Annotated in this window: 16 protein-coding genes; 13 read left to right on the top strand and 3 right to left on the bottom strand. The window is 46.0% G+C overall.

Going from position 1 to position 17713, the window contains the following annotated elements; translation table 11 throughout:
- The first annotated feature begins 97 nt into the window (after positions 1-97).
- The 3 genes from RQP50_RS22550 (at position 98) to RQP50_RS22540 (ending at position 4691) form a co-directional block, all read left to right on the top strand.
- The gene (locus RQP50_RS22550) at positions 98-3217 is read left to right on the top strand and encodes a GNAT family N-acetyltransferase (RefSeq protein WP_315746825.1); all 3120 of its coding nucleotides are present in this window, start codon (positions 98-100) and stop codon (positions 3215-3217) included.
- Positions 3214-4074, top strand: a complete 861-nt coding sequence (locus RQP50_RS22545; RefSeq protein ID WP_174809809.1) for an amidohydrolase family protein — start codon at positions 3214-3216, stop codon at positions 4072-4074. Before RQP50_RS22550 ends, RQP50_RS22545 begins: the two co-directional genes overlap by 4 nt.
- Before the next feature lie 134 nt (positions 4075-4208).
- Complete coding sequence (locus RQP50_RS22540; RefSeq protein WP_315746824.1) at positions 4209-4691, top strand: hypothetical protein; 483 nt, start codon at positions 4209-4211, stop codon at positions 4689-4691.
- A 186-nt stretch (positions 4692-4877) separates the two neighbouring features.
- On the opposite strand, the gene RQP50_RS22535 is transcribed toward RQP50_RS22540, so the two are convergent.
- The gene (locus RQP50_RS22535; protein ID WP_394358425.1) at positions 4878-5582 is read right to left on the bottom strand and encodes a peptidylprolyl isomerase; all 705 of its coding nucleotides are present in this window, start codon (positions 5580-5582) and stop codon (positions 4878-4880) included.
- A 308-nt stretch (positions 5583-5890) separates the two neighbouring features.
- On the opposite strand from RQP50_RS22535, the gene RQP50_RS22530 reads away from it, so the two are divergent.
- Positions 5891-7081: a dicarboxylate/amino acid:cation symporter gene (locus RQP50_RS22530; protein WP_268624832.1), complete on the top strand. Its 1191-nt coding sequence runs from the start codon at positions 5891-5893 to the stop codon at positions 7079-7081.
- Between the two features lie 179 nt (positions 7082-7260).
- A complete protein-coding gene (locus RQP50_RS22525; RefSeq protein WP_065291218.1) occupies positions 7261-8139 on the top strand; it encodes a DMT family transporter in 879 nt (292 codons plus the stop codon).
- 314 nt (positions 8140-8453) lie between these two features.
- Here RQP50_RS22525 and RQP50_RS22515 read toward each other — a convergent pair whose 3' ends face one another.
- Entirely contained in the window at positions 8454-8579 is a 126-nt protein-coding gene (locus RQP50_RS22515; protein ID WP_227774755.1) for a YjcZ family sporulation protein, read from the bottom strand.
- A 226-nt stretch (positions 8580-8805) separates the two neighbouring features.
- On the opposite strand from RQP50_RS22515, the gene RQP50_RS22510 reads away from it, so the two are divergent.
- From RQP50_RS22510 to RQP50_RS22475, 8 genes are all read left to right on the top strand, one after another.
- On the top strand, positions 8806-9216 hold the full coding sequence (locus RQP50_RS22510; protein WP_021255023.1) for a DMT family transporter: 411 nt from the start codon (positions 8806-8808) through the stop codon (positions 9214-9216).
- Between the two features lie 338 nt (positions 9217-9554).
- The gene (locus RQP50_RS22505; protein WP_315746823.1) at positions 9555-10775 is read left to right on the top strand and encodes an MFS transporter; all 1221 of its coding nucleotides are present in this window, start codon (positions 9555-9557) and stop codon (positions 10773-10775) included.
- A gap of 154 nt (positions 10776-10929) precedes the next feature.
- Positions 10930-11859, top strand: a complete 930-nt coding sequence (locus tag RQP50_RS22500) for a TetR/AcrR family transcriptional regulator (protein ID WP_315746822.1) — start codon at positions 10930-10932, stop codon at positions 11857-11859.
- A 151-nt stretch (positions 11860-12010) separates the two neighbouring features.
- Positions 12011-12589: an SCO family protein gene (locus RQP50_RS22495; protein ID WP_315746821.1), complete on the top strand. Its 579-nt coding sequence runs from the start codon at positions 12011-12013 to the stop codon at positions 12587-12589.
- A 319-nt stretch (positions 12590-12908) separates the two neighbouring features.
- Positions 12909-13277: a glyoxalase superfamily protein gene (locus RQP50_RS22490; protein WP_090513723.1), complete on the top strand. Its 369-nt coding sequence runs from the start codon at positions 12909-12911 to the stop codon at positions 13275-13277.
- A gap of 55 nt (positions 13278-13332) precedes the next feature.
- Entirely contained in the window at positions 13333-14403 is a 1071-nt protein-coding gene (locus tag RQP50_RS22485) for an undecaprenyldiphospho-muramoylpentapeptide beta-N-acetylglucosaminyltransferase (protein ID WP_315746820.1), read from the top strand.
- Between the two features lie 151 nt (positions 14404-14554).
- Complete coding sequence (gpmA, locus tag RQP50_RS22480; RefSeq protein ID WP_315746819.1) at positions 14555-15286, top strand: 2,3-diphosphoglycerate-dependent phosphoglycerate mutase; 732 nt, start codon at positions 14555-14557, stop codon at positions 15284-15286.
- Positions 15287-15449: 163 nt separating this feature from the next.
- A complete protein-coding gene (locus RQP50_RS22475; RefSeq protein WP_315746818.1) occupies positions 15450-16526 on the top strand; it encodes a lactonase family protein in 1077 nt (358 codons plus the stop codon).
- Between the two features lie 118 nt (positions 16527-16644).
- Here RQP50_RS22475 and RQP50_RS22470 read toward each other — a convergent pair whose 3' ends face one another.
- The gene (locus RQP50_RS22470) at positions 16645-17574 is read right to left on the bottom strand and encodes a DMT family transporter (RefSeq protein ID WP_315746817.1); all 930 of its coding nucleotides are present in this window, start codon (positions 17572-17574) and stop codon (positions 16645-16647) included.
- Between the last annotated feature and the right edge of the window lie 139 nt (positions 17575-17713).

Below are 17713 nucleotides of genomic sequence, written 5' to 3'. Positions count from 1 at the left end.
CATTTATCCACTGATATGATGATATAATCAACAGTGGTGATGTCATATAATGGCATCTCTACTAGCTCTAGTTGAAGTAATCTTGGGAGGTTGCGGTATGATTCGTACAATCCAAATTGAGAAGTATCGACCCGAATTGGCAGCAGCGATCGCCGACATGTGGAATGATAGTCATGAATCATTCGGCGGCGGAAATTCAAGGATGACGGCACAGCAAGTGCGGCAGAGGGAGGAGAGTGCGGATACTCTAGCCTTATACTTAGCGCTAGACGGCGAACGGGTCGTAGGCTATTGCAAAATATGCGAGTATCGGGAAGACACGGGCGCACTGTATGTGCATTTATTAAATGTCCATCCCGACTATCATGGGCAGAAGATTGGCAAGCAGCTCTTACTTCAAGTCATTGATGACACGATTACATTAGGATGGCCAAGATTGGATTTGTACACGTGGCAAAGCAATACGAAGGCGGTTCCTTTATATAAAAAATGCGGGTTCTTCTGGGAGGATCGGGATGAAACGACACATCTCATGAACTTTATCCCAACGGTAGTCCGCACAGAAGCATTGGCATCTCATTTTGAGTATTTTGATTGGTATCTGGATTCCGTGAGAGAAATCACCCTCGCACCAGACGGCTTCAAGCAAAATGGGTTCGACTATTATCGGTATGAGTGGGAGAAGTCCGGCAAGAAGCTGAGAGTGGAATTTGAACGAAGAGGACGCGGTATGAGGCTGATTGATACGGATGATTATATATTGACGGCCGAGATCGCGCAGCCGGATCTGATTTGCGGAAGAACCTACTCGATTCACTACCATCTCGTAAATAAGTCAGGGAAACCTCTTCATATCGAACTTCAAGGGAAGAGTGATCGCAATATTCATTTTGATTGGCAGTCATCAATTGATGTAATTGGAGAAGCAACCCTCCAGGCAGAATTCAATGTTCAGCAATTGCAGGAGGAAATCAGCCAGTGGAGAACGACTCCAACTGTATGTACAGAGCTGTTGATCAATGGGAAATCCGCACAGTTCCGAGTCGGTGTTGTTCCGAAACAGCCCGCTGCTGTGGAATTGAGGCTTCCTGATCTCGGCGCCTTCCATAGGAAGCAAGGCGTTGCCTATCTTGACATCGCAAGTCACCTGGCAGAGTCAGCGACGTTCCGCTTCATGCTCCCTTCTCAAGATCAGATCGATTGGGAGCACAGCCAGTTCGAAATTCAGATCGAGCCGCTCTCCTGCAAGTCCATTCCACTCCGGTATCAAGTTCTTCAATTCGGTTATTACCAAACCGAGCTTCTTATACAAGTTGAGACAGGGTCTGGAGAATCATTGTCATTCCTTCCGTTAATCAGTGCGTCATTCCCAGGGATAGGTGCAGCTTACGGGGGGCGTTGCAACTCAGGATGGCAGATTGGACATGGAAAATATGCAGTATCTCTCATGAAGGAGCATAACGACACAACGCTTAGCTGCGTCGGAATGGACAAGCACATGAGTCTCTTATTTCCGAAACTAGGCAAGCCATTTTCGGATGAGTTCTCCAAGGCAGCGCCTAGTCATGTGTCTTTTGCAAAAGAAGAGAACGGAGCCATGGTGAAGGAAGCGCATTACCGCTCCTCAGCTTTCCCGGGCGTCTTATTGAAAGTAATGACTCGGCTTCATGGTGATGGCATCGTTGAACGCTGGTTCGAAGCAACGAATGAAGGGGATAAGCCGCTGCTTGAAGATTTATGGATATCCCAATCCGTTCGTCATGATCTCTACCGTGCAATCATTCCTTATGCGGGTCAGTTTGTAGAAATGAATGATTCTATCGGAAGTGAATATGAGTTCTGGGATAGCAACCTAATAACGGAACGTTGGTTATTCAGCCGCGGAGACGAGCTGCCGATCGGGATAAGCTGGGGTAAGAAATACGAATTGAAGTTTCAAGGCTGGTATATGGATTTGGATACGAATATAGGGATGCTTGATGCTTGGAAGACAGTGAAGAGTGAACCCATATTCATTTCACTGGGAAGCTTTGTGGATTGGAAGGCCTTCCGTGCTTGTACCATGCAGGAGGGATGGGATGAGCATATCGAACTTACCCCTCAGACGCATCTGCAGACAGTCGACCGGAATCCGTTCGTGAAGGGCGAACCTACCATGATCTTGGAGGATCGAAAACAAAGCATATGGAGTGGCAATGTGCAGATGTCATACCGCTATTCGGCAGAGATTGAAGCCCAGTGCTCCATAACGCCTGAAGAAGAGGTGACGCAAGCAAGCGTGACGTTGCGCCCACTACTTCAATCGATTGATGTTGTTGATGCTCACACATGCTTGGATGTAGAGCTAGGGCAGTATCATTCAGCAATCTTCCGTCAGTTATCGAGCCCGATTGATTGCACCGAGACGGTGGATTCGGAGTATACCGTATACACGGTTGATAACGGAGTTATTCGGATGAAAGCGGCACCTGACTATTATTCTTCTCTGTTCTCGCTCGAAGTTGAAGGGGAAGAATGGTTAATGAGTAATTTCCCGGATCGGGACGTTAAGTCATGGTGGAATCCATTTGTCGGTGGGCTTTATTCCAGCCTCGATCAGCTTACGATGCTGTCAGCCTTAAAACAAGAACGGTCTGCACAATTTGTTAAGCTGTTTGATCAGCATCGTAATGAATGGCAGGGAATTCGGGTTGATCTTCATATTCGTGAGCATGAAAAGTATAAAGGAATTCGATTGAGCAATTATTATTTACTGTTGCCAGGTGTACCAGTATTATGCCATTTCACGGATGTGCATCAAGCTTCTCAAGCTTATTTGAATGATCGATTGGAGCAAGAAATGTTCATTTATAACGGGGAACCTGAGCAAAATAGCTGGCTCGAAGCGTATTCTTCGAACGGAAAGCCAATCGCTTTCCCTCAAGGTAAGGGAGTTGTCGATGTTTACGAAAATTCTGATTATCGATTCGGTTCCAGCGATAAGACAGCCATTATGCACATCGTGACAGATCATACGATTTCTCGCTCGAGCGTGTATGCCAATAAAGAAGTGACACATACAAATGTGATTCACAAGCTGCACATCCCGAACGGTCATACTCAGCGTACTTCTCCCGTTATGCTGATGTTCTCGATGGAAAGAATCGAACCGGAGGCGCTAACCGATCTTCGTGCTATTCGTTTTCCGCAATCTGAGCCGGAGGTGGTCAAGGGGTGAAAATCATTGATGCCCATATGCACCTGTCCCGAATCGAGGAGTTCCAGCGTACGGCAGACGAATTATCCAAGGTAGAATACAGTGTGAAGGGGCTTCTGCAAGAATACGCACAGCATGGTGTTGTCTTCGGTATCGGAATGGGGCTGGCAGAGACGAAAGCAGAGGGATTCCCTGATGCTGAGGCCCATAACCCGATGGTACTTGATCTTGTGGATGTGCTCCCTCCTTCGATTGCTTATTGTATTGGAATCAATCCCTATCAATGCGATGAAGAGGCATGGGCACGGATAGAGCTCGAACTGCAGAAGCCGCAAGCAGTGGGATTGAAATTATATCTTGGCTATTATCCATTCTATGCATTCGACAGTGTCTATGATCGGGTATATGAGTTGGCTGCCAAGTACGAGGTTCCGGTTGTATTCCACTGTGGAGATACGTATTCAGAACGGGGGCTGCTGAAATACGCCCATCCGTTAACGATTGATGAAGTGGCCGTGAAGCATCGTGATGTGACGATGATGATGGCACACTTCGGTGATCCATGGGTACTGGACGGAGCAGAAGTCGTATATAAGAATCGAAACGTGTATGCAGATCTGTCGGGGCTGCTTGTGGGAGATTCAAGGCGATTTGCGCGATTGGACGAGGAGTCGCCATTATTTTTTCAGCATTTGCGCCACGCCATCGTGTATTGTGACCGCTATGATAAGCTGCTCTTCGGAACAGATTGGCCACTTGCACCGATTGGAACCTACATTGACTTTGTGAAAACGGTCATTCCGGAGCGTCATCATGAGGAAGTATTTTATCATAACGCCTTGCAAGTATTTCCTAAGATCAGACCCCTAGTTGGGTGATGGCACAAAAATACGAATAAAGAGATAGATACCTATACGAGCTGTTGCGGGAGTGCATAGATTATCTTGTAAGGCTTCCGCTCTACCAAGAGTGGAATCACCCATACAAGCAGAGGTAAAGGATGGTCGTCATCATGAGAACGTCTCGACGCAAAGGCTCGAAACCCAAGCACAAGCTGTCCGCCTCGCCTAGAGCAGCCTCACGATCTATCAGCAAGCCGGGCAGAACGAAAGCATCTGCGCCTTACATGAATCAAAATGTAATGGGGCTGACAACCCCAACGGATCCCTCTGCATTCAATGCAGTTGCGAATCAAGAAGCTGCAGGCAACGCAGGCGGTGATTCTTACACTTCATTGAACAGACAGTATGGAATCGATGATCTGATGAATACGTTCGGCAAAATTCAGAAGATGTTCGGCATGTTCCAGCAAGCACGATCCATGTACAGCACTTTTCAGTCATTAATGGGCCCAATTGCGCTCACAAAAGGAAATCGTGCAAAAGCAGGAGGTCGCCGTCATTCTGGAAAGCCAGTACGCAAGTCACAGCCGTCGATCCAATCTCGTTCATCTCGCAGCAATGCCAGCAAAGGACAACGGGGCGCACGGAAGTAGTGCAGCCCCTGACTCCTTACAACGTTCCTTAGGCTGCGAAATCACCTTAAGCCGATAAATAGAGTGCTCACCAGCACATCAGCATGATTACGTGATTCCCATTGATGGGTTATATAAAATAGAACAGGGACAAAAGAAGGAGCCAGCCTTCTTTTGTCCCTGTTATCAAATATATTAGCTTATGAGTTAGCTTTGAATTTTTTCAGGCTCCGGATACGTGATGCCGAATGTATTTACAGTAACCTTTTTCATTTTTTGGTCTTTCTCCGGCTTGTCGTTAGCCCCGGTTGGTACATTCACGATCGCTTGCGCGATTTCCATCCCTTTGATCACTTTGCCAAAGGCCGCGTAATCCCCATCCAAGTGTGGTGCGTCTGCTACCATGATGAAGAATTGGGATCCTGCTGAATTCGGATCCTGAGAGCGTGCCATTGATAATACGCCTTCCGTATGCTTCAGGTCATTCTCTACTCCATTGTTCGCAAATTCTCCCTTAATGCCATAACCAGGCCCGCCAATGCCGATGCCTTGAGGATCTCCTCCTTGAATCATAAATCCTGGAATAACACGATGAAAGATCGTCCCGTCATAAAATCCTTTGTTCACGAGAGAAATAAAGTTGTTTACGGTGTTAGGAGCTTTGTCAGGATACAGCTCAATCTCAATGCTGTCTCCGCTTTCCATTTCGATCGTGACAATCGGATTTTTGGAATCGGAAGTCTTTTTGCTATCGCTGTTATCTTTCGGAGCCTCCTTGTTCGTCTCTTGACCAGACTTGGTTGTGTCTGCCGCTCCATTTTGCCCAGTACTTGGCTTGCTGCCGCAGCCAGCCACGATAAGCAGTACGACTAGCATGAGCGTGAAGAATGTAATGGATTTTGTGCGATTCAAAAATATTTCCTCCTTGTCCTTGCTGCAGCAACGCTGCAGTTGTCTCTCTATCACATTACCACATATGAGCAGCGAAGCATAATCTTGAAATGATCGTATCGCCAAGTTAATGAGAATGCTTGAATCAGTTATCATGGATTCAAGGGGACGAGTACATCCTATAGTTGAGCAATGAATCCCTCAATTTGTCAGTGTTGTTCTCTTTCGTTGTGTGCTAATATGGACAATGTGTTCAAGAAGAATACATATGTATACTGTGTGAGGACATATATATTGATTTGTTTGCGTGCACTGGAGGGGAGTACTTCATGAGAAAACTAGGATTATTACCGCGTATTATTATCGCAATCCTGCTCGGTACTGGAGCGGGACTAATTATGCCAGATTGGTTTATAAGAATATTTGCTACGTTTAATCATTTATTCGGGCAATTTTTGAGCTTCCTCATACCGTTAATCATTCTTGGCTTTATTATCCCAGGCATTGGAGAGTTGGGAAGGGGAGCTGGCAAGCTTCTTGGCATAACGGCATTGATTGTATATGTATCTACGGTATTGTCTGGCATGCTGGCATACGGCGTCGCCAAGACAACATTCCCGTGGCTGCTGTCTGGAGCATCTGGCCTTCGGGCGAGCAATCCAGAAGAGATGCTGCTAACAAGTTACTTCAAATTGGACATGCCACCGGTATTCGATATTATGACTGCTCTGCTGCTGTCCTTCGTGATCGGTGTCGGCATTACGTTTGTGAAGTCTAATGTCTTGCTTACCGCATCGTTGGAGTTCAAGGAGATTGTAGGCAAGGTAATCAATGCGATATTGATACCACTATTGCCGTTCCACATTGCGGGGATCTTTATGAACATGACACAAGCAGGCGAGGTTGCATTCATTCTGCAAGTGTTCCTTAAAGTTTTCCTTGTCATATTAGTGCTGCATGCTGTGGTCATTGTTGGACAGTATACGATCGCGGGCATATTGAACAAGCGCAACCCAATCTCGATGCTGCGTACGATGCTCCCGGCGTATTTAACAGCGCTAGGGACGCAGTCTTCTTCGGCAACGATACCCGTGACCATGTCTCAAGTGAAGAAGCTTGGTACCGATGAAGAAGTATCAAACTTCGTGGTACCGTTATGTGCAACGATTCATATTACTGGCTCAACGGTTACGATTACTTCCGTAGCAAGTGCGATCATGTACATTAATGGCGCACCATTATCGGTTAGCACAATGATGCCGTTCATCTTCATGTTAGGCATATCGATGATTGCAGCACCAAGTGTTCCTGGCGGCGGCGTCATGGCGGCAACCGGATTGTTCCAATCCATGCTCGGCTTCGATGAAGCAATGATTAGTCTTGCCATTGCACTGTATATTGCACAGGACAGCTTCGGTACGGCTGCTAATGTAACTGGTGATGGCGCGATTGCCCAAATCATTCATTCGATTAAGAACAAGTGGCAGGGGAAGACAAGGGCGGTAAAAGCATCTGAATAACAGAGATAGGTTGATTATAGGGAAGGGATAGGCGATGCACAGCTTGTCCCTTCTTTTTATATATGTTACATGTGGTAAAATGTAGAAGGGTAGTAAGGCTGCGTTCTATGAAATTCATTCACCAGGAGAGGTACATTAAGGAGGTTGTCATCGTCTTGAAATGGAATAACTCGCTGCCAATGATGAAAATGATCATATCCATGTGCATCTTTGGCTCTATCGGATTTTTCTCCGAGCATACTGGATTACCGTCAATGGAGCTTGTCTTCATACGATGCATTTGCGCAACATTATTTCTGGGAATTTGCTGGGCGGCTTCAGGCCAATACCGGCGTGAACAGTGGAGCAAACGGGAATTGCTGCAAACGATAGCTTGCGGTGTATTTCTTGTGGGCAATTGGGTGTTCTTGTTCAAGTCCTTCGAGTGGATGTCGATTACGATTGCGATATCGATATATCATTTGGCTCCGGTAATTGTCGTGCTAGTTGGAAGTATCTTATTCAAGGAAAAATTAACGGTCTGGTCTATTTTATCTGTGGGGATATGCTTCGTCGGTACTGTTCTTGTTATCGGTATCGAAGGAGGCGCAAGCATGGACGAGCTGTTCACATCAGGGGTAGTGTGGGCATTCATGGCAGCCGTGTTTTATGCAATGACGACATTGTTAGGCAAGGGTGTTGTTCAACTAAGTGGGTATGCGATTACGATTGTGCAGACGAGCCTCGGGATCGTATTGCTGCTGCCATTCGTTGATATGTCGTCTTATGGTGCATTAACATGGAGCAATTGGTTCGCAATTGTGGCGACTGGGTTCATTCATACCGGATTTGTATATTTATTGTTTTTTGACAGTTTGAGAGAGCTGCCTACACGAGTCATTTCAGTACTCGTATTTCTCGATCCCGCCGTGGCAATTTTACTGGATACGTGGATCACTGGATTTCGGCCGACAGGGATGCAGATAGGGGGAATCGTTCTCATCTTTGCAGGTATGGCATGTGCAATGATAAAACCTAAAGCCAAAGCGAGGCTTAGCTATGATGGAACGCAGCATTGAATACATGACCATATCCATTTTGCAGCGATCATGCAGTGATCACCGCAGGAAAGAAGTATATAGCACGATCATGGATGAATGACGGTCCTTTATGGATGAATCCATATAAACAGCTTGTCCGATGTTAAAAATTCTTGGACAGAAGGACAAGATGAACGAATATACGAAGACGGTAGCGAGTGCTTTGTACGCCATACCGGGAGGGTGTGCCCAAGGGCAATATATCGCCTAGGCATTATTTGAATCCTAATAGGTGAAGAAGTAGGAGATAGAAGAACAACCCCGGCTGAAACAGCCGGGGTTGTTGGCGTAAATTAGAAACCGAAACCGCATCCAAGAGAACGGGTAATAATGACGAGCAAAATGAAGAGAACAAGAATTACGCCAATGCTAGTAAAACCTCCACCACAAAAGCCTCCAATTGATCCACATTCAGACATGTTCATTGGCTCCTTTCGTCATGCATTTATCTTACGTAATAAGTGTATGTAGGTAAGGAGCACGGTGACTAGACGAATGTGGGAAAGAGAACGTCTAATTTGAGCGAGTGGTTGTGCTGTTTGACAAGCCGTTCGTGATGCAACATAATAGCACTATTGTGCCTATTATTCGTGAATTCAATAGGCGAAGAACGATAGTTATGGGGGAAGATGCAGTGATGCAATTATGATGAGTTGGCTTTACTTAATCGGTGCGATTACATTGGAGATTATCGGAACCATCTCAATGAAGATGTCGAACGGCTTCACAAGACCGGTTCCTTCCATTCTCATGATTGTTTGTTATTTGCTTGCGTTTACGAGCTTGAATTTCTCACTGAAGCAGATTAATGTCAGTGTCGCTTATGCGATATGGTCAGGTGTTGGTACTGCAGCCATTGCCGTTATCGGATATTATTTCTTCTCAGAGTCAATGTCTTGGATTAAGGTTGTATCGATCTTGCTTATTATTCTCGGCGTAATTGGTTTGAATTTGCAAGGAGGCAGTCACGAAAGCCGTCCAGCCGAGGTGACGCCGCAGTCCATTGATACAGCTGCTTCTCCGGTGACTGCAGAGGACGCATCAACCACTATCTAAGGGAATATATTTAGCGGGGAACCAGACAATTGTTCTGCACAAGGTCAGGAGGAAACACCTTCTGCCTGTATAACTTTCTTAAGGAGCTTGATAGGAAGGGTGAAGGAATTCAACATGTCTGATCCCATTATAGCTATAATCTTTCACTCTCATGAACTGAACGGCAGCCCTCGGCGAGTTACCTCGTCTGAGGGCTTTTTTTGTAGCTGGCAAGAGAAGTATGGGGAGCACAGGGAATGGAAATGGAGTTTGACATTCTGGAGTCGAGTAGAGTACTATGGATTTTGACTAATAAGTCGAAAATAAAACTCACTGGTTCTTAGGAGAGGTGGAGAACATTGTCAACAAAAAAGCAAGGTTCAGGTTCGCTTGTTATCCTCATGGTTAACATGTTCATTGCTATGGTTGGAATGGGGCTGATCATTCCGATTATGCCGAAATATGTGACGGCGTTTGGGGCTACGGGTCAAGCGATGGGGTATTTGGTGGCGGCATTTGGATTAACGCAATTTCTGTGCTCGCCGATTGCAGGCGAGTTGTCAGACAAATATGGCAGGAAGCTGCTAATCGTAACGGGAATTGGATTATTTACCGTTTCACAGCTACTGTTCGGTATGGCTGAACACATGTGGATGTTGTATGTATCACGACTGCTAGGCGGAATGTCAGCAGCGTTAATGACACCTCCGATGATGGCCTATGTAGCGGACATTACAACGGAAGAGAAACGGGGGAAGGGGCTCGGCATGCTGATGGCTTCCATGACGCTCGGCGTTGTCATAGGGCCTGGTATCGGAGGTATGTTGGCGGAATACGGAATACGAGTTCCTTTTTACGCAGCAGCAGCACTTGCTGGATTGTCCACGGTAGTCTCTTTGTTGTTCCTGCCTGAATCTCTGTCTGTCGAGGAACGGATGGCAGCGAGAAGCAACACGAAGAAGAAGGAAAATTTGCTCCGACAGATGGCCGCTTCTGCGAAGGAGCCGTATTTCATGCTGCTTGTGCTGGTGTTCGCATTAACGTTCGGATTGCAGAATTTTGAAGCGATATTTGGTTTATATGTAGATGTGAAATATGGATTTACGCCGAAGGATATTTCCTTAATGATTACACTAGGTGCGATAATCGGAGTCATCTGTCAAGCTGTCCTAATTGAGCGCCTGTTGCGAACATTCGGTGAGAAGAAGATTCTGCTCACGATGTTTGGATTATCTGCCATCAGTATGATTTTGCTATTGTTCGTTTCGAATTATTTTCTTATTTTCTTTGTTACGATGTTGTTCTTCGTGGCAACATCCATCGTACGGCCTGCTATCAATACGCTATTGTCGAAGATGGCAGGGAATGAGCAAGGGTTCGTTGCAGGAATGAACAATGCTTATATGAGTCTTGGAAATATTATTGGGCCAGCGATTGCAGGAATCCTGTTTGATATTCATGTTCAGATCCCCTATGCATTTGGCGCCATTGTGTTGTTCGCAAGTGGGGGCATGCTTATTGGCTGGAAGCGGGATGCATCTTATACCAGTGCAGCACAGCGGGGCGAAATAGTCCGATAAAAGGTGTATCTTGGCTCAATCGGAGTAGATGATAAGTTTATCTTCATATGTCCAAACCCATGTGGTTGCAGGTAATGGCCACTTTTTGTTATGATATTGAGAACTCAATAGTCATATTAAGAACTTGTTAGGAACCAAGTGTGGAGGACAGCGAATGGAAGAGCATATGCCAGAGAAGAAGAAGCAGATTCTATTATCGGCTATGAAATTGTTTGCATCCAAGGGATACGTACAGACGACGATGCAGGAAGTCGCTTCCTTCTGTAAAATGTCAAAAGGAAGTGTGTATCAATATTATAGTTCCAAGGATGAGCTGCTGCTGAACATCTTCATGTATCAATCCAAATTATTGAAGGATCGCTTGCTGATGTTGGAGCGCGAGAAACAGCCTAATCCTCGTGAACGGTTAATAAGCAAAATCGGGGTTTATATTCACATCTGGAACGAACATCCTGAGTTTATCAAGATGCAGATACGGGATAATACGAAGCATACCGAAAGCAAAGAGCTTCGTGAACACATGCAGCAAATGAATATGTTTAATATAGAGACGCTGATGGAATCCTTGCAAGATATCTATGGGGAGCAATTCAGCCCTTATATGCTTGACAGCGCAACGTTGCTTAGCAGTCTGATTTTTACCTATATGTATATGAAGCTATTCGACAATTTCCCCATCGAGATGGACAGCCTCAGTAGGTACATTGTTACGATCATGGATTATGTAGCCGAGGGGATGTTGAAGCATGGACCGGAGCCAATACTGAATGGAAGCATGGTCGGATTCGATGAGGAGCATTTGAAGCCAAAGCAATTGCATCCGCTTGTTCTTGTGAAGCAGCTGAGAGAGGCTGTAGAGAGTATGGACATGGATTCGAAGGAGAAGAAAAGCTGGAATAAGCAAGATGTTCTGGATTCTATTCAAGTGCTGGAAGAAGAACTGCTGCAAGTACGTCCCCGTAAGGTGATTTTGCTCGGAATGCTGTCAAATTTGAAAGAGATTGCACCTCGGACTTCCTTGTATGAGCGTCTATGCAAATCTATTGAAGCGTTGTCCGGAACGGCACCAAGCACTCTTCGCTAATACGCGGAGAGAGTATTTTTTGCTCACTACGATGTATGTATGAAAATGTCACAATATCGTAGCTTAATAGGGACGCAGATGGTAAAAATAGACTTGCAATTACGATACAATAAGAGTAAAAACGATGTGGTATCGTAATGTGGAGGTCGGTATGAAGAAGATACTTGTAAGTAGTGTAATCGCTATGATTATGATCGTCCTAGTCGCCTGTGGCGGCAAGCCGAAGCCGAATGATTACGACTGGAAGGTTACTGCATTTGAGGCGGTTGATCAAGACGGACAGCCTTTTCGTACCGAGCAAATGAAAGGGAAGATATGGCTCGTTAACTTTGCGTTTACAAGCTGCACTACGGTATGTCCACCTATGACCTTCAACCTGACAGAAATTCAACAGAAGCTAAAAGAAAAGGGAATTGAAGACGTACATATACTATCATTCAGTGTCGACCCTTCTATTGATACGCCGGCAAAGATTAAGGAGTTCCTTGGTAAATATAAGGCTGATACAACTCATTGGCGCTTTGTCACGGGTTACAGTCAGGCAGCGATTGAAAAATACAGTCTTGAGATGTTCAAATCACAAGTGCAGAAGGTGGAAGGCGATGATCAGGTGATCCATACCACCTCAGTCTTCCTCGTTGATCAAGCGGGGACCGTGCTCACTCGCTACAATGGATTAGAACCGCCAGAAGATAAGATTGTCGAGGATGTTAAGTCACTGCTAGAGTGAAATCTTGACGGAGGTAGAGTGCATGCTGAGGTCAGCTTGATCATGTACTGAAATCCCATTAGAAATTAATGCGTATGGAACAATCGCAATTAATAGGCTGATTTATTCATGGAAACGCAATGATAACGGCACAGGAGCTACTGCTCTTGTGCCGTTTTTTGTTGAAGGAGCAGGATGTCAAGAGTCAGTCAAGAAGACGGATAAAGGTGAGAGGGTTCGCAACGAATGAAACGGGAATAGTGTGTGTATGTAACCAAATTGTGGTATCATTTCGATAATAAATCAATGTGATATTCTGAGTCGAATTGAGGGAGTTAGCATGGAGGATATTTCGTTCCGAGAAGCTATACCGATATTGCGAATCTTCGATGAGCATAAAGCGCGTGAATTTTACGTAGATTTCTTAGGATTCCGAATGGAGTGGGAACATCGCTACGGAGAAGATTTCCCATTGTACATGCAGGTAGCACGCGGCAATTGCATACTTCATTTATCAGAGCATCATGGGGATTGCTGTCCTGGCTCGGCAGTGCGAATTGAAGTTAGCCATATACGGCAGCTGCATGCTGAGATGCGCGGCAAGCAGTATAAATACGCGAAACCTGGACTCGATCCGGATGAACATGAAATGTGTGTCACTGATCCATTTGGCAACCGAATCATTTTTTATGAGCAGGCAAGTTGTTAGAGGAACGTATCGTGCGGATCGGTTCATTTACAGATAGATGGCGAGGTGCCTGAATGTGACAAGACGCATCCTTTTTACTGGTGGAGGAACGACAGGACATGTGGCTGTGAACCTTGCTCTCATCCCTAAGTTTATCAACAGAGGATGGGAAGTACGATACATTGGTTCCCGGCATGGAATTGAGGCCGAACTGATTGTTGGCTTAGATGGGGTAGAATACTGCAAGATTGCAACGGGCAAGCTGCGCCGATATTGGGACTGGAACAATGTGAAGGATCCATTCCGTGTATTGAAGGGGACATGGCAGGCGTATCGATATATCCGTACATATCAGCCTGCGGTGGTCTTCTCTAAGGGGGGATTTGTATCGGTCCCTGTTGTCATTGGTGCTTGGCTGAATCGTGTACCGGTTATCATTCATGAATCAGACCTTACCCCAGGATTGGCGAATCGGATGGCCTTGCCCTTTGCCACGAAGGTATGTGTTACGTTTCCGGAGACGATAGAACATGTGAAGCAGCGCAAGTCTATCTATGTGGGAGCAGTTGTTCGTTCCGAGCTGCTGCTGGGCAGTCGATCCAGAGGGTTGAATGCATGCGGCTTTACGCGTACGAAGCCAGTACTCCTCTTCATGGGCGGAAGTCAAGGCTCTAAACGATTGAATGAGCGAATTCGGAGCAGTCTGCCGAAGTTACTGCAACAATATCAGATTATACATTTATGTGGAAAAGGGAATATAGATCCTTCCATTACGTATCGCGGCTATCGACAATACGAATATATGAAGGAAGAGCTTGGCGATGCGCTTGCAGCTGCTGATCTGGTCATTTCAAGAGCAGGTTCCAATGCAATATTTGAGTATTTGAAGCTGCAGATTCCTATGCTGCTGATCCCGTTGTCTATGAAGGCGAGCAGAGGAGATCAAATACAGAATGCCCGTTCCTTTCAATCCGCCGGTTATTGCCATGTTCTGCTTGAAGAAGAAATGGAAGGGTCTGCATTTATCGAAGCCATTCATAGCGCTTATGCCAATAAAGAAGTGATGCGGGAGAAGATGAGACATTATCGTCAAGACGATGCGATCGAACAGCTGTTAGACGTAATCCACTCTGTGGCCGAGCGGTAGCCAGGTAGGGGATAAATGTGTTTGGATTACATTGGTTTTCATAATTGTTTCATACCATTTCATTTTGGTTAAAAAAAGAATAGAAGGACATGATCAAATATGATTATCTAACATGGCATGAACGTGGCTCGCTCACAGAAAGGGGTAACAAATGGCTAAACTTGTACTGATTCGACATGGACAAAGCATATGGAATTTGGAAAATAGATTTACAGGTTGGACGGATGTCGATCTGTCTGAACAAGGACTCATTGAAGCGAGACAGGCAGGCGAGATTTTGCGCAAGCATGGGTTCGTCTTCGACACCGCTTATACTTCTGTGCTGAAGCGGGCCATTCGAACCCTTTGGATCGCACTGCATGAGATGGATCAGATGTGGATTCCTATCCACCATACATGGAAGCTGAATGAACGTCATTATGGGGCGCTGCAAGGATTAAATAAGGCAGAGACAGCAGAGAAGTATGGGGAAGAGCAGGTTCATCTGTGGCGACGGTCAGTGGATGTACGACCACCTGCATTGGAGCCGACTGATTCACGCTATGAAGCAGCAGATCGGAAATATGCTTCCTTGCAGCCAGGACAATTTCCGCTAACAGAGAACTTGGAAGATACGGAGAAGCGAGTGCTTGCTTATTGGCATGAGACCATTGCACCGGCAATTCAAGCAGGGGAACGGATCATCATTGCTGCTCATGGCAATACACTGCGGGCGCTTGTGAAGTATCTGGACAACATCCCTGCCGACGGCATTGCAGATTTGAACATACCAACAGGGACACCGCTTGTGTACGAGCTTGATGAGAAGCTGACACCAACACATCGGTATTACTTAGGGCCAGATGGGAAAATCCCAGCAGGCATTATCCCTGAGCACATATAAGTTATTCAAAACGAGAGGGAGAGCTGTCATATTGTGCGGCTCTCTCTATTTGATTCTGTTGATTGAGCCTCGGATGTTGATATTCCGCTGTACCAAGTGTAAAGTAGAGACACAATATCAGTTCCTATATTACATAAGGACAACACCGAAGGGAGTTACATATATGGAACAACGTATGTTAGTGTTTGTTGGATCGTATGCTGAAGCAGATTCTTCTGGACTTTATGTATACTCGATGGATGAGAATACTGGTCAATTGACGAAGCTGGATGAAGCAGCAGGGTTGAAAAATCCAACGTTCATCAATGTCGATGTTGATCAGCAGAAGCTCTATTCCATTGGAGAATGTGTCATTGAAGATGGTTCGAAGACTGCGGAGGTAGTTAGCTTCGCAATAGATACAGCTTCAGGCAAGCTGACGCAATTGAACCGCGCCTTCTCACTTGATGCTCCGACATGCCATATTCAACGAGACTCTCAGAGTCGTTACCTGATTGTTGCCAGCTATCATGGCGGCCGCATTGGATTGGTAGAGCTCCTAGAAGATGGACAAGTAGGAAGCCAGCTTGATGTACAGCAGCATCACGGCCATGGCCCGCATCCGAATCAGAACCAGCCGCATCCGCATTCTGCATTTTTCAGTCCAGATGAGAAGTATATCTACGTGTCTGACTTGGGGATTGACCGGGTGAAGTGCTATTCCATAGATAAGGAGCGCCACGTGCTTGTTCCGCACGGTGAATATGAGGTTCCAGCAGGATCTGGGCCGCGTCATTTGACATTCCACCCGAATGGTCAATTCGTCTACGTCATCAATGAATTGAATTCAACGGTGAGTGTGTTCTCATACGACGTGAGCAATGGTGAGCTCCATGCGATTGAGACGGTGTCGGCACTTCCTATGGACTTCGATGGCGAGAGCTACTGTGCAGAGATCGCCATTTCAGAAGATGAAAAGTACTTGTATGGATCCAATCGTGGACACGACAGTATCGTTGTATACGAAGTACAGCCTGACACTGGCAAATTGACGACTGTACAATTTGTTTCAACAGAGGGAGGTCATCCCCGTCACTTTGCATTGACACCTGGTGGAGCGTATTTGCTGGCTGCCAATCGAGATGCGAACAATATCGTCGTATTCCGTGTAGATAAATCGACTGGCAAGCTCACGAGTACAGGGCAGTCCGTTGAGGTGTCCAAGCCGGTATGTGTGAAGCCGGTGTACATCAAGAAGTAATTTCTGTCTAGCGTTCAGATAGACCAGTAAGAATAGAAAAAGCCGATTTTCGCATCTGCGAGCATCGGCTTTTTTGTCGTTAACAGTTGAATGATACGATTGAATGGGATCTAGTTGATTAGGAGACCGAACGAGTCGTGTTCGGGTCCATTGCTGCAGCTGGAGTGGAGTGGTTCGCCCGTCGTTCACTCATGAGGAATATCCATACCCCAGCAATGAGCAGCACACAGGCAATAAATTGGGTAGTCGTTAATGATTCTCCCAATAGAAGCCACGCGAGAACGGTAGCACCTACAGGCTCGCCGAGCACGCTCATCGAAATCGATGTGGCGCTGGTGTACTTCAACAACCAGTTGAACAGCATATGTCCAAGCACGGTTGGGATGACAGCCATTAATGCGAATAAGAGCCATTCTCTAGCTTCATATCCAATAAAGGAGTAGCCTGCGGAAAGGTTGTAAACAGCCAACGCCAGACCAGCTACGAGAAAAACGGTAAAGTTATAGACGTAAGACGAGACGCGCTGTCGCAAATCCTGACCCAGCAGCATGTGTATGACGACCGAAATCGTACCAAGGATAGATAAAATGTCTCCATATAACGCTCTCCCGGAAATGGCCATATCACCCCAGCCAATGAGCAGCATGCCGCATAAAGCAATCCCGACACCAATTAATGAATTTCTCGTCGTTCGTTGATTGAAAATCCAGAATGATCCGGCCATTACAAGTATGGGTTCCAAGGCAAGCAGAACGGTCGAGCTCGCTACAGTCGTATAGCGCAGCGACTCCATCCAGAGGAGAAAGTGCAAACCGAGGAAGAAGCCTGACAGGAACAGACGCAGCCAATCATTGCGCTGGACAGAGCTCCATTCGGAACGATAGGTCCACGCCCATGGCAGAAGCACAATATTCGTTATCAGGAGACGATACATGCCAATGACAGCGGCGGGGGCAGTTGACCATTTCACAAAAATGGCCGAGAAAGAGATTGCGATCATACCTACGATGAGCAGGGCATACAGATGCGATGATTTTCTTGATGACATGAGCAGAAGACACCTCGGTATATGAATGGTAATCACAATGTGCTAGTATACACCAACTGCCCCCAACTTGAAATAAAAATCATGATTATCAACCTAAAAAAAGGACTGTGGGACGAATGACCGTCCCCAGCCCTTAATT

It is taken from the genome of Paenibacillus suaedae, assembly GCF_032337355.1.
Classification (GTDB): Bacteria; Bacillota; Bacilli; order Paenibacillales; family Paenibacillaceae; genus Paenibacillus_B; species Paenibacillus_B suaedae.
The sequence above is the reverse complement of the archived record's forward strand: the minus strand, read 5'-3'. Positions and strand labels throughout refer to the sequence as shown.